This is a genomic window from Sphingomonas sp. URJC2, from assembly GCF_059803575.1.
This window is the reverse complement of the sequence record NZ_JAPFGX010000012.1, coordinates 1-11708: the sequence shown is the minus strand read 5'-3', so window position 1 is coordinate 11708 and position 11708 is coordinate 1. Positions and strand designations below refer to the sequence as shown.

The window sequence follows — 11708 nt, the reverse complement described above, 5'->3', positions numbered from 1 at the left end:
TGCACGACGGCCGGGAGAGCGGCCGATCTCGGGGGAGATTCATGCCTGTGTCCGTTGCCGCCCGCCTGCTGCCTGCCACCGCCATTGCCGCGGCCCTTGTGACGGGCCTTGTTTCAGCCCCGGCACATGCCGATGCGATCCGCCAGACCAAGGGCCAGTGGGAAGACAAATTCCGCCAGCTCGAGGGCGAGGACTGGCCCAGCCCGACCGATTACCGCAACGCCGCCGGCGCGCCCGGCCATCGTTACTGGCAGCAAAAGGTCGATTACGACGTCAAGGCGACGCTCGACGAAGCGCGCCGCACCGTCAGCGGCACCCAGACCATCCGCTATCGCAACAACTCGCCCGACGCCCTGCCCTATCTGTGGCTGCTGCTCGACCAGAATGATTACAAGCGCAACTCGATCGCCCAGCTGACCGAGACCGTGCCCGGCGGCGACGGCATCAGCATCGCCGAGATCCGCCGCGTCAAGCGGATGCAGGAATGGGAAGGCGGCTTCACCATCACCGCCGTGCGCGACCAGAATGGCAAGCCGCTGCCCTTCACCATCACCGACAGCCTGATGCGCATCGAACTGCCCGAAGCGGTCGCCGCGGGCGGCGGCGAGGTCAGCTTCTCGATCGACTGGTCGTTCCCGATGGGCGAACAGAAGGTGGTCGGCGGGCGTTCGGGCTATGAATGCTTCACCGCCGAGGGCGAGGACGGCAATTGCATCTTTGAAGGCGCGCAGTGGTTCCCGCGCCTTGCCGTCTATTCGGACTATGAAGGCTGGCACAACAAGGCGTTTCTGGGCGCGGGCGAGTTCACGCTCGAGTTTGGCGATTACCGCGTCGCGCTGACCGTGCCCGCCGATCATGTCGTCGCGGCCACCGGCGTGCTCGCCAATCCCGAACAGGTGCTGAGCGCCGCCCAGCGCCAGCGGCTCGATCAGGCCCGCGACGCGCGCGAGCCGGTCTATGTCGTCACCCCGGCCGAGGCCGAGGCGGCGGAGCGCGGCCGTGCCGCCGGCACCAAGACCTGGGTGTTTGCCGCCGAGAATGTCCGCGATTTCGGCTGGGCGGCGTCGCGCAAGTTCGTCTGGGACGCGATGGGCGTGCGCCAGAGCGAGGGCGATGTGCCGCTGGTGATGGCAATGTCCTTCTATCCCAAGGAGGCGCGGCCGCTCTGGGATGCCTATTCGACCAAATCGATCGCCCACACGATCGACGTCTATTCGCGCTTTTCCTTCCCCTATCCCTATCCGACCGCCCAGTCGGTGAACGGGCCGGTCGGCGGGATGGAATATCCGATGATCTCGTTCAACGGCCCGCGCCCGGTCAAGGACCGCAAGACCGGCCCGCTGACCTATACCGAACGCGCGAAATACGGGCTGATCGGCGTGGTGATCCACGAGGTCGGGCACAATTATTTCCCGATGATCGTCAACTCCGACGAACGGCAATGGACCTGGATGGATGAAGGGCTGAACACCTTCCTCCAGTTCCAGGCCGAAAAGCTGTGGGACAAGGATTTCCCGCGCCAGCGCGGCGAACCGCGCGACATCGCCGAATATATGCGCTCGCGCGATCAGGTGCCGCTGATGACCCAGTCGGATTCAGTGCTCCAGTTCGGTGCCAACGGCTATGCCAAGCCGGCGACTGCGCTCACCATCCTGCGCGAAACGGTGATGGGCCGGCAGCTGTTCGACCGGGCGTTCCGCGAATATGCGCGCCGCTGGCGGTTCAAGCACCCGACCCCCTATGACTTCTTCCGCACGATGGAGGAAAGCTCGGGCATCGATCTCGACTGGTTCTGGCGCGGCTGGTTCTATTCGACCGACCATGTCGACATCGCGCTCGACCGGGTGGTCGAAGGGCGGATCGCGGGCTCCGATGTCGAGGACACGGCGCGGATGCGCAAGGCGATGCGCGCGGCCGAGCCGCCGTCGCTCACGGCGCTGCGCAATGCCGGGGAAAAGACCGTGGTCGAGCGCGATCCCGCGACGCGCGATTTCTACGACGCGACCGACCGGCTGGATGCCACCCCCAAGGCGCGGCGCGACATGGCCGAACGGGTGAAGGACGCAACGCCCGAGGACAAGGCGGCGCTTGCCGTCAAGGACCGGTTCTACCGCTTCTCGCTGCGCAATGTCGGCGGGCTGGTGATGCCGGTGCCGCTCAAGCTGAGCTTTGCCGGCGGGCAGAGCGAGACCGTCTACATCCCGGCCGAGGTCTGGCGCTACAACCCGCGCAACGTCACCTGGCAATATGTGACCGACAAGCAGCTGGTGTCGGCCGAGGTCGACCCGCTGTGGGAAATCGCCGACACCGACCGCACCAACAATGTCTATCGCGGGCCGATCGATCCGGTGATCATGAAGATCGAGGATGCCCGGCCGGGCGAGAACCGGATGAAGGACTATGACCTTCAGGTCGGGCGCGGCTCGCTTGCCACCCAGCCGGTGCCGCAGGGCAAATGATGCGGGTGTCGCGTGCGGTGCGCGCCGCCGGTGCGGCGTTGATGCTGGCGGGGACCGGGATCGGGGCCGGGCTGGGCATGATCGGGCTGGGGGTAATCGGGCTGGCGCTCTTCGCGCCGGCACCGGCGGTCGCGCATCGCGGCCATGACGCGATCACCGTGGTGACGCTGGCCGCTGACGGCAGCGTCACCGTGTCGCACCGGTTCGAGGCGCATGATCTGGAACCGGCATTGCCGCGCATCGCGGCCGATGTGCAGGCGAGCCTTGATGATCCGGAGGCGATTGCGGCGCTCCAGACCTATCTGGGGCGCAGCTTCACCGTCGCCGTCGACGGGCGGCCGGTGGCGCTTGCCCATCAGAGCACCCAGATCGACGCGGCGCAGGTCTGGATCGACTATGCCGGCAAGGGGCCGCGCCGGGCGCGCAGCGTCACCATCCGCGCGAACGTGATGCCGACCTTGTACCGCCGCGCCGCCCATCAGGTGCAGGTCAACGCCCCCGGGGTCGTGCGCACCATCACCCTGCCCGGCGGCGGCGTGGAGACGATCAGCCTCACCGGCGGGTGAGATGTGGTGCGGTGTTGTTTGTTGCGCGCCTCGCGGCGCGGGGGCGGGGTTATTTGTGGTGCGGCTCACGCCGCACGGGCGGCACCGGCCCGCACCCCCACCCGGCCTCATGGGCGGCAGCATGATATGGGAGGCCGGGTGGGGGTGCGGGCCGGTGCCGTGACCCAAACAAACACGCGCGGGCCGGTGCCGTTCTTCCCAATCAAAAAACATCCGGTGCCGCCACCACACAACAGCGGACACCCCGGCCAAACACCTCAGCCGGGCCGTCGGCCCTTTCCCGGCCCGGCCCAGTTCTGCCATAGGCTCGGGTCATGACCAGTTTTTCCCCGTCCCGGCCCGATCAGTCCGCGGCCAGCGCCGCCGCGCGTGTCGCCGTGCTCCTGCCCTGCTACAACGAGGCGGCGGCGATCGGGCAGACAGTTGCCGCCTTTCGCGCGGCGCTGCCGGATGCCGCCATCTATGTCTATGACAATAACAGCTCCGACGGCACGGCGGCGGTCGCAGCGGCGGCGGCGGCGACGGTCCGGATCGAACGGATGCAGGGCAAGGGCCATGTCGTCCGCCGCATGTTCGCCGACATCGATGCCGACATCTATGTGCTCGCCGATGGCGATGCGACCTATGATGCGGGCGCGGCCCCGGCGATGATCGCGCGGCTGGCGGACGAGCGGCTCGACATGGTGGTCGGCGCGCGGCAGAGCGAGGTGCAGGCCGCCTATCGGCGCGGCCACCGGCTCGGCAACCGGCTGCTCACCGGCTGCGTCGCGTGGATCTTCGGGCGCAGCTTTTCGGATATCCTGTCGGGCTACCGGGTGTTTTCGCGCCGGTTCGTCAAATCCTTCCCGGTGCTCGCGCAGGGGTTCGAGATCGAAACCGACATCACCGTCCATGCGCTGGAGCTGCGCCTGCCGGTGGCAGAGGTGATGACCGCCTATGCCGCCCGGCCCGAGGGTTCGGCGTCCAAGCTGTCGACCTGGCGCGACGGGTGGCGGATCCTGACGATGATCCTGAACCTGGCGCGCACCGAAAAGCCGGTGACGTTTTTCGGCCTGTTCGCGGCGCTGTTTCTGGCAACTGCGCTCGGCCTGTCGGTCGATCTGGTCGCGACCTATCTCGACACCGGGCTGGTCCCGCGCCTGCCGACGGCGGTGCTTGCCATGGGGCTGACGCTCGTCGCCCTGCTGGCGCTGGTGTGCGGGCTGATCCTCGACACCGTCACGCGCGGGCGGCGCGAGATCAAGCGGCTGGCCTATCTGGCCCAGCCCGCCCCCGGCACGCCCTCAGACAGCGCGCCCTGACTCCGGCCGGGCTTTGCCCGCGCGCCTCACCACCAGCGGTCGGGCCGCGCGACAAAGCCGGCGCGCTGTTCGATCGCCAGCCCGGCATCGAGCACGCCCTGCTCGTCGAGCGGGCGGCCGATCACCTGCAGGCCGAGCGGCAGGCCCTGCGCATCGACCCCGGCGGGCACCGACATCGCCGGCAGCCCGGCAAGTGACGACGGCACGGTGAAGACGTCGTTCAGATACATGGCGATCGGATCTGCCGATTTCTCGCCCAGCGCAAAGGCCGAAGACGGCGCGGTCGGCGTCAGCAGCAGGTCGCACGACGCCCAGGCCTGTTCGAAATCGCGGGCGATCAGCGCGCGCACCTTCTGCGCCTGGGTGTAATAGGCGTCGTAGAACCCGGCCGACAGCACATAGGTGCCGATCAGGATGCGGCGGCGCACCTCCGCGCCGAAACCGGCGGCGCGGGTGGCGGCATACATGTCCTGCAACCCCGCCCCGTCGGGCAGTTCGCGCAGGCCGTAACGCACGCCGTCATAGCGGGCGAGGTTGGACGACGCCTCGGCCGGGGCGACGATGTAATAGGTCGGCAGCGCATAGCGGGTGTGCGGCAGCGACACCTCGACAATCTCCGCCCCCGCGTCGCGGACAAAGGCGATCCCCTGTTCCCACAGCGCCTCGATCTCGGCGGGCATGCCATCGACCCGGTATTCGCGCGGCACGCCGATCCGCTTGCCGCGCAGATCGGCCGACAGGCTGCGTTCCCAGGCCGGGACCGGCAGGTCGAGCGAGGTCGAATCCTTGGCATCGAACCCGCTCATCGCCTCGAGCAGGATCGCGCAGTCGCGCACGTCGCGCGCCATCGGCCCGGCCTGGTCGAGCGACGAGGCAAAGGCGACGACGCCCCAGCGCGAGCAGCGGCCATAGGTCGGCTTGATGCCCGAAATGCCGGTAAAGGCGGCAGGCTGGCGGATCGACCCGCCGGTATCGGTGCCGGTCGCGCCCGGCGCGATGCGCGCGGCGACCGCCGCCGAGCTGCCGCCTGATGAGCCGCCCGGCGTGAGCGGCGCGGTGTCGCCGGGGCGACGCCAGGGCGAAATCACATTGCCGAACGCGCTCGTCTCGTTGGACGAGCCCATCGCGAACTGGTCCATGTTGAGCTTGCCGAGCATCCCCGCCCCGGCCGCGAACAGATTGGCGGTGACGGTCGATTCATAAGTCGGGGTGAACCCGTCCAGAATCCGGCTGGCGGCGGTCGTCTGCGTGCCGGCCGTGCAGAACAGGTCCTTGATGCCCAGCGGCACGCCCGACAGCGGCTTGAGCGTGCCGGCGGCACGGTCGCGGTCCGCCTGCTCGGCGGCGGCAAGGGCGTGATCGGGCGTTTCGGTGATGAACGCGTTGAGCGGGCGCGCGGCGGCGACGGCGGCGTTGAACGCCTCGGCCACTTCGCGGGCGGAAAACGCGCCGTCGCGCACCCCGTCGCGCAGCGCGGCGACGGTCAGGTCATTGAGCGCGGTCATTATTCGATCACCTTGGGAACGGCGAAAAAGCCATGTTCGGCCTGGGGCGCATTGGCCATCAGCTGGTCGCGGATATTGCCGTCGGTCACCCCGTCTTCGCGCAGGCGCAGCTGGTTGGGGATGACAGCCGTCATCGGATCGACCCCGGCGGTGTCGACCTCGCCCAGCTGCTCGATCCAGCCAAGGATGTTGTTGAGTTCGCTCACCATGGCATCGGCATCGGCATCGCTGATGGCGATGCGGGCGAGCCCGGCGATCTTGCGGACGGTCGTGGCGTCTACGGACATACTCTGCGGCTAGCAGCCGCGCCGCCCGCCATCAAGCCGCCCCGTCAACAAGCCGCACCGTCAAAAGGCCGGCCACCGGCGCACGGGCGAGGCGCATGGCGCGGGCAGCGACGGTGCAAAGCCCCTTGACCCGGCGGGCGGGTTGCGGCCTAGCGCGCCGACACGCCCGTCGGAGCCGCGCCATGGACCGCAAGTTTCTCTATGTCGTTGCCGGTCTGGTGCTGCTCGTGCTGGCAGCCGCGCTCACCTATGCGCTGGCCGGGGAAAAGCTGATCCGCTGGGCGCTGGTGCCGCGCGTGCCCTTTGCCGCCGCGCCGCCCGCGCCGGTTGCCGCGTATGCGCAGGATCCGCGGCTCTGGCATTCGCGCCCCGGGGCCGGGCGCGCCGATCCTGCGCTCTGGACCCCGGCGGGCGTGGCGGCGGCGGGGGCGCCCGCGGCGGCGCTGTTCTATATCCACCCGACCTCGTTTTTCGGGCGCGACCGCTGGAATGCGCCGCTCGGCGATGCCGAGGCTGATCAGCGCGCGGCGCTGTTCATTCGCGGGCAGGCCAGCGCGTTCAACGGCGTCGCCGCCATCTGGGCGCCGCGTTACCGGCAGGCGACGTTCGGGGCGTTCCTGACCGATGCCGGCGCGGCGGGGCAGGCGCTCGACCTTGCCTATGGCGATGTGCGCGCGGCGTTCGACGCATTTCTGGCCGCGCAGCCGACGGACCGGCCGATCATCCTCGCCGGGCACAGCCAGGGCGCGCTGCATCTGATGCGGCTGCTGAAGGACCGGGTGGCGGGAACGTCGCTCGCCGGGCGGATCGTTGCCGCCTATGTCGTCGGCTGGCCGGTGTCGCTGACCGCCGATCTGCCCGCGCTCGGCCTGCCGGCCTGCACGCGGCCCGACCAGACGGGCTGTGTGCTGTCCTGGCTCAGCTATGCCGAGCCGGCCGATCCGCAGACGGTGCTGGCCGCATTCGATGCCGGCATCGGGCTGGCCGGGCAGGCGCGGCGGGGCAGCGCGCTGCTCTGCACCAACCCGCTGACCGGCCAGCCGGGCGGCAGCGCCCCGGCGGCGGCCAATCTGGGCACGCTGTTTCCGGCCGACGATCTGATGACGGCGACGATGCGGCCGGGCGCGATCCCCGCGCGCTGCGCCGGGCGCGGCATTCTGCTGATCGGGCCGCCGCCCGAACTGCCGGCCTATGTGCTGCCGGGGAACAATTACCATGTGTTCGATTACAGCCTGTTCTGGGCCAATGTCCGCGCCGATGCCGCCCGCCGGCTGGCGACGGTGACGCGATGATCACGACCGCGACCGCCGCGTTCCGCGACGCGCTGCCCATGGGCGGCCGGCTGATGGGGCTGGATGTCGGCACGCGCACCATCGGCATTGCGCTGTGCGATGCCGGCTGGTCGATCGCCAGCCCGGCCGAGCTGCTGCGCCGCACGCGCTTTGCCGCCGACAAGGCGGCGCTCGACCGGCTGATCGCCGCGCAGGCGGTCAGGGGGCTGGTGATCGGCCTGCCGCTCAACCTTGACGGCAGCGACAGCCCGCGCACCCAGTCGGTCCGCGCCTTTGCACGCAACATGGAAGTGACCGCACTCCCCATCCTGCTGTGGGACGAACGCTGGTCGACCCAGGCGGTGACGCGCACCCTGCTCGACGCCGATGCCAGCCGCGCCCGCCGGGCCGAGCTGGTCGACAAGATGGCCGCCGCCTATATCCTGCAAGGTGCGATCGACGCGCTCGCCATGGGCTGACGCGCGGGTCGGGCGGCCCGGTCAGGCCCAACGATCAGGCCCAGCAATCAGGCAGAACGGGCGAACCGTCCGGGCAGATAGGGCGCGGGATCGACCGGCCCCGCCGGCTCGCCGAGCAGCAGCCGCGCCGCCAGATCGGCGGCGGCCGGCGCGGTCTGGATGCCGAAGCCGCCCTGCCCCGCGCACCAGAACAGGCCGGGGCATAGCGGATCATGGCCATAGACGGGCGCGCGGTCGGGCGCGAAGCTGCGCAGCCCTGCCCAGCGCCGCTCGACCGCTTCGACTGGCCAGCCGGTGGCCGCGCCGAACCGGTCGATGGCGCGCGCGACGTCCAGCTCTTCCGGTGCGACATCGTGCGGGCGGTCGCGCGTCTCGTCATGCGGGCTGAGCCACAGCCGCCCGCCCGCCTCGGGCTTGAAATAGAAGCTGCCGGCGATGTCGAGCACCAGCGGCAGATCGGCCGGGGCCGGCGGCGCGACGCGCAGCTGCACGACCGTGCGGCGATAGGGCGTGATGCCGATGGGCGGCGCGCCGCACAGCGCCGCCACTTCATCCGCCCAGGCCCCGGCGGCATTGACCACCAGCCCGGCGGCCACCGGCCCCGCTCTGGTGTCCAGCCGCCAGCCCGCGCCCGTCCCCTCGGTCCGCGTTGCCGCCAGCAGCTGTGCGCCGCAGATCAGCCGCGCGCCCGCGCGCCGCGCGTCGGCAAGACAGGCCTGATGCGCGCCCGCGACATCGATATCGGCGCAGCTCGGCTCCCAGATGCAGTGCCGCCAGCGTTCATCCAGCCGGGGCAGGCGGGCGGCGGCGAAATCGCGGCCATGGCGTTCGAGCACGACGCCCGATCCGGCGAAATCGCCGATGAACGCCGCCGTCGCGGCCTGATCCTCGTCGCCGGCCAGATACAGCGCACCGCGCGGGCGCAGCAGGCCGCGCGCCGCGAACCAGCCATGCGAGGCCGATGTCAGCGGCTGGATGCGCGGCCCGCCATAGGTTTCGGACCAGAAGGCCGCCGACCGCCCGGTCGCATGACGGCCGGGATGATCCTCGGCCTCGAGGAGCACGACACGCCGCCGCCCGGCAAGCGCGGCCGCCAGGCTGGCACCGGCCATGCCCGCGCCGATAATCGCGACATCACAGTCGATCATGCCGCCGGCGCATCTCCGGCGTCGGGCATGCCGGCCGGGGCGGGCGCGCACGCATCCAGAAAGGCATCGATGCGGGCGAGCGCGCGGTCGCGCACGCCATCGCTTTCGCGCAGGATCTCATGCGCCGATTCCGGCCCGAACATCAAAAGCTCGGCCGCAGGCAGCCGCCGGGCGGCGCGGCGGATCGCCGCTGCCTTGACCAGCCCGTCACGCTCGGCCCCCAGCAGCAGCACCGGGGTGGCGATCCCCTCCAGCACCCCCGGCCGGTCGAGTGCGGCAATCGAGCGATAGGCGGCGGCGACCCATGCCCAGCTCGGCGGGCCGAGCGCGAGTTCGGGGCTGTTGTCCTTCCACCACAGTTCATCGGCATAGCGTTCGGCATCATGGGTCAGCAGCCGGCGGCGCGACGCGCCCGGCAGCGACGGGCGCTCATTGGTCTTCCACGCCATCCGGTCGGGCCGGCCGATCCGGGCGAGCAATGCGGCAATCGCGCCGCCGACGCGCGGGCCGAGCGGGCCGGAATGCAGGCCGAGCATCGGCGCGACCAGGATCGCGACATCGGGCGCAATCGCGCCTTCGGCCAGCCCGCGCAGCAGCAGATGCCCGCCCATCGAATGGCCGATCACGACATGCGGGCCGGGCGTCGTCGCCCGCCAGTCGCCGCCGAAATCGGCAAGATCGGCGATCCAGGGCGCGAAATCATCGGCATGGCCGCACAGCGGATCGGCCGCCAGCCGCCCCGAGCCGCCCTGACCGCGCCAGTCGACCGCGCGGATGTGCCAGCCGGCGGCGCGCCAATGGGCAAAGCTTTCCAGATATTTCTCGATAATGTCGCCGCGCCCGCCGAGGAACAACAGGCTGCCGCGCGCCGGCGCAGCGCCGCCACCGGGTGCCGGCCAGTCGAACATGCGCAGCGGCCAGCCATCGGGCGCGGGGCGGTGAAACAGCCGCGCCGTGGCGGGAATCGCCCGGCGGTCGAACGGGGGCTGATTTTTCATGGCCCGTGGTTACGGGTTCTAAAGCCTTGCCGTCTAGCTGTTGCGGCATGTTTGGGGGACAAACGGCCTTGGCCCTGCTGGGGGTGCTCGCGCTGCTGCTGCTGGTGGCGGCGGCGACGGACATTGCCGCGCGCACCATCGCCAACCGGCTGAACCTTGCCATCGCGCTGCTCGCGCCCGCTTACTGGGCGGCGACCGGCCTGCCGCTGTGGCCGGGCGTCGCGCTCCAGATCGGCGCGGCGGCGGTGCTGTTCGCGCTGCTGATCGGCGCGTTCGCGATGGGCTGGATGGGCGGCGGCGACGTCAAGCTGCTCGGCGCGCTCGCGCTCTGGCTGCCGGGGGACACGCTGGCGCAGATGCTGATCGTGATGTCGGTCGCCGGCGGGGTGGTGACGCTTGCCGTGCTGATCGTCCACCGGCTGCGCCGGCTGCCGGCAAATCCCGAGATTCCCTACGGTGTTGCCATCGCCTTTGCCGGGCTTTGGGCGATTTACGAACGATATCTTAACCAGTTTGCTTGATGAAATGCGGGCCGGTCCGTCCGGCTCAGGAGGCGTTGAACGTCATGGATGCACGGAAAATCGCTCTGCTGGTCGGCGCGCTGGTGATCGCCGCGATCACGGCACTTCTGGCCCGCAACATGTTCCAGGGTGCGGCCGCGCCGACCGCGGCGGCAGCAGCGCCCCGGCCGGAGGAAAACCTGCCCCAGGTGCTGGTCGCCACGCGGCCGCTGCCCGTCGGCACGATCCTGACGCCCGACGCCTTCCGCTACCAGCCCTGGCCCAAGGAACTGGTCCAGCAGGCCTATTACATCCGCGGTGAAACCGAAGCGCCGGTTGCCGGCACGGTGGTGCGCGTCGCGATCACCGCCGGCCAGCCGATCACGCAAGGGTCGCTGGTCAAGCCGGGCGATCGCGGCTTCCTGGCGGCGGCGCTTGGCCCGGGGATGCGCGCGGTCACGGTGTCGGTGTCCGCGCAGAGCGGCGTCGCCGGCTTCGTGTTTCCGGGCGACCGCATCGATCTGGTGCTGACGCAGACCGTCGATGGCGGCGGCGACGGCCCGGCGCTGCGCGTGGGCGAGACCATCATCCGCAACATCCGCGTGCTGGCGACCGACCAGCGCACCGACAAGACGACGACCGACGACGGCAAGACCGAAGTGCTGACCTTCTCGACCGTCACGCTGGAAGCGACGCCGCGCATCGCGGAAAAGATCGCCGTCGCCCAGTCGCTCGGCCAGCTGTCGCTGTCGCTGCGCTCGATCGCCGACAACAATGCCGAGCTGGAACGCGCCATCGCCTCGGGCGAGGTGTCGGTCGGCGACAAGAATGATCCCAAGGCCGAACGCCAGATGCTGCTGGCGGTCGCCGCCCGCCCGATGGACGGGGACACCACCTATCAGACCGGGGCCGATGTCTCGCGCTTCGCCCGCCGGTCGGTGCCCGGCCGCGCGCCGGCCGCGGGCGGCAGCGATCCGAACGGCGCGCCGGCCATGCGCTCCGGCCCGACGGCGACCGGCCCGGCTTATGACAATCAGGGACCCGTGGTCCGGGTGGCGCGCGGCAACGACGTCACGACGGTCGCGGTTGGGGGACGATAAGATGACGATGCCCAAGGCTTTTTGCCGCCTCGCCTCGGCCGCGCTGGCCGGCGGCCTGATCGCCGCCGCGCTGCCGGCCGCCGCCGCGCCGGCC

General features: G+C 70.4%; 11 protein-coding genes. 7 read left to right on the top strand and 4 right to left on the bottom strand.

Annotation, left to right across the window (positions count from 1 at the left end; all coding sequences use genetic code 11):
* Positions 1 to 41 precede the first annotated feature (41 nt).
* The 3 genes from OPU66_RS06580 to OPU66_RS06570 all read left to right on the top strand — a co-directional run bounded on the left by OPU66_RS06580 (position 42) and on the right by OPU66_RS06570 (position 4326).
* On the top strand, positions 42 to 2459 hold the full coding sequence (locus tag OPU66_RS06580; RefSeq protein WP_498552817.1) for a M1 family metallopeptidase: 2418 nt from the start codon (positions 42 to 44) through the stop codon (positions 2457 to 2459).
* Complete coding sequence (locus tag OPU66_RS06575; protein WP_498552816.1) at positions 2456 to 3025, top strand: DUF6702 family protein; 570 nt, start codon at positions 2456 to 2458, stop codon at positions 3023 to 3025. Before OPU66_RS06580 ends, OPU66_RS06575 begins: the two co-directional genes overlap by 4 nt.
* 314 nt (positions 3026 to 3339) lie before the next feature.
* On the top strand, positions 3340 to 4326 hold the full coding sequence (locus OPU66_RS06570) for a glycosyltransferase family 2 protein (protein ID WP_498552815.1): 987 nt from the start codon (positions 3340 to 3342) through the stop codon (positions 4324 to 4326).
* A gap of 26 nt (positions 4327 to 4352) precedes the next feature.
* On the opposite strand, the gene gatA is transcribed toward OPU66_RS06570, so the two are convergent.
* Together gatA and gatC are read right to left on the bottom strand one after the other, a co-directional pair.
* Positions 4353 to 5831: an Asp-tRNA(Asn)/Glu-tRNA(Gln) amidotransferase subunit GatA gene (gatA, locus tag OPU66_RS06565; protein ID WP_498552814.1), complete on the bottom strand. Its 1479-nt coding sequence runs from the start codon at positions 5829 to 5831 to the stop codon at positions 4353 to 4355.
* Positions 5831 to 6118 carry an Asp-tRNA(Asn)/Glu-tRNA(Gln) amidotransferase subunit GatC gene (gatC, locus tag OPU66_RS06560; protein WP_498552813.1) on the bottom strand — a complete coding sequence of 96 codons (288 nt, stop codon included), beginning with the start codon at positions 6116 to 6118 and terminating at the stop codon, positions 5831 to 5833. Before gatC ends, gatA begins: the two co-directional genes overlap by 1 nt.
* 182 nt (positions 6119 to 6300) lie before the next feature.
* Here gatC and OPU66_RS06555 point away from each other — a divergent pair, with 182 nt between their 5' ends.
* Together OPU66_RS06555 and ruvX are read left to right on the top strand one after the other, a co-directional pair.
* The gene (locus OPU66_RS06555) at positions 6301 to 7410 is read left to right on the top strand and encodes a DUF3089 domain-containing protein (RefSeq protein WP_498552812.1); all 1110 of its coding nucleotides are present in this window, start codon (positions 6301 to 6303) and stop codon (positions 7408 to 7410) included.
* Positions 7407 to 7868 carry a Holliday junction resolvase RuvX gene (gene ruvX, locus OPU66_RS06550; RefSeq protein ID WP_498552811.1) on the top strand — a complete coding sequence of 154 codons (462 nt, stop codon included), beginning with the start codon at positions 7407 to 7409 and terminating at the stop codon, positions 7866 to 7868. Before OPU66_RS06555 ends, ruvX begins: the two co-directional genes overlap by 4 nt.
* A gap of 47 nt (positions 7869 to 7915) precedes the next feature.
* Here the strand turns inward: ruvX and OPU66_RS06545 are convergent, their stop codons facing one another.
* Entirely contained in the window at positions 7916 to 9016 is a 1101-nt protein-coding gene (locus tag OPU66_RS06545) for an NAD(P)/FAD-dependent oxidoreductase (protein WP_498552810.1), read from the bottom strand.
* Positions 9013 to 10014 (bottom strand): alpha/beta fold hydrolase, encoded by a 1002-nt coding sequence (locus OPU66_RS06540; RefSeq protein ID WP_498552809.1) that lies wholly within the window; start codon positions 10012 to 10014, stop codon positions 9013 to 9015. The genes OPU66_RS06545 and OPU66_RS06540 overlap by 4 nt, the downstream gene beginning before the upstream one ends.
* Positions 10015 to 10082: 68 nt before the next feature.
* On the opposite strand from OPU66_RS06540, the gene OPU66_RS06535 reads away from it, so the two are divergent.
* Both OPU66_RS06535 and cpaB read left to right on the top strand, forming a co-directional pair.
* Positions 10083 to 10535, top strand: a complete 453-nt coding sequence (locus OPU66_RS06535; RefSeq protein WP_498552808.1) for an A24 family peptidase — start codon at positions 10083 to 10085, stop codon at positions 10533 to 10535.
* 44 nt (positions 10536 to 10579) lie between these two features.
* On the top strand, positions 10580 to 11614 hold the full coding sequence (cpaB, locus tag OPU66_RS06530; RefSeq protein ID WP_498552807.1) for a Flp pilus assembly protein CpaB: 1035 nt from the start codon (positions 10580 to 10582) through the stop codon (positions 11612 to 11614).
* Positions 11615 to 11708: the final 94 nt, after the last annotated feature.

Bases quoted from the DNA above. Each gene is read 5' to 3' on its own strand.
- cpaB (WP_498552807.1), top strand. From the start codon at position 10,580: ATGGATGCACGGAAAATCGCTCTGCTGGTCGGCGCGCTGGTGATCGCC.
- OPU66_RS06540 (WP_498552809.1), bottom strand. From the start codon at position 10,014: ATGAAAAATCAGCCCCCGTTCGACCGCCGGGCGATTCCCGCCACGGCG.
- gatA (WP_498552814.1), bottom strand. From the start codon at position 5,831: ATGACCGCGCTCAATGACCTGACCGTCGCCGCGCTGCGCGACGGGGTG.
- OPU66_RS06580 (WP_498552817.1), top strand. From the start codon at position 42: ATGCCTGTGTCCGTTGCCGCCCGCCTGCTGCCTGCCACCGCCATTGCC.
- OPU66_RS06570 (WP_498552815.1), top strand. From the start codon at position 3,340: ATGACCAGTTTTTCCCCGTCCCGGCCCGATCAGTCCGCGGCCAGCGCC.
- gatC (WP_498552813.1), bottom strand. From the start codon at position 6,118: ATGTCCGTAGACGCCACGACCGTCCGCAAGATCGCCGGGCTCGCCCGC.
- OPU66_RS06555 (WP_498552812.1), top strand. From the start codon at position 6,301: ATGGACCGCAAGTTTCTCTATGTCGTTGCCGGTCTGGTGCTGCTCGTG.
- ruvX (WP_498552811.1), top strand. From the start codon at position 7,407: ATGATCACGACCGCGACCGCCGCGTTCCGCGACGCGCTGCCCATGGGC.
- OPU66_RS06575 (WP_498552816.1), top strand. From the start codon at position 2,456: ATGATGCGGGTGTCGCGTGCGGTGCGCGCCGCCGGTGCGGCGTTGATG.
- OPU66_RS06545 (WP_498552810.1), bottom strand. From the start codon at position 9,016: ATGATCGACTGTGATGTCGCGATTATCGGCGCGGGCATGGCCGGTGCC.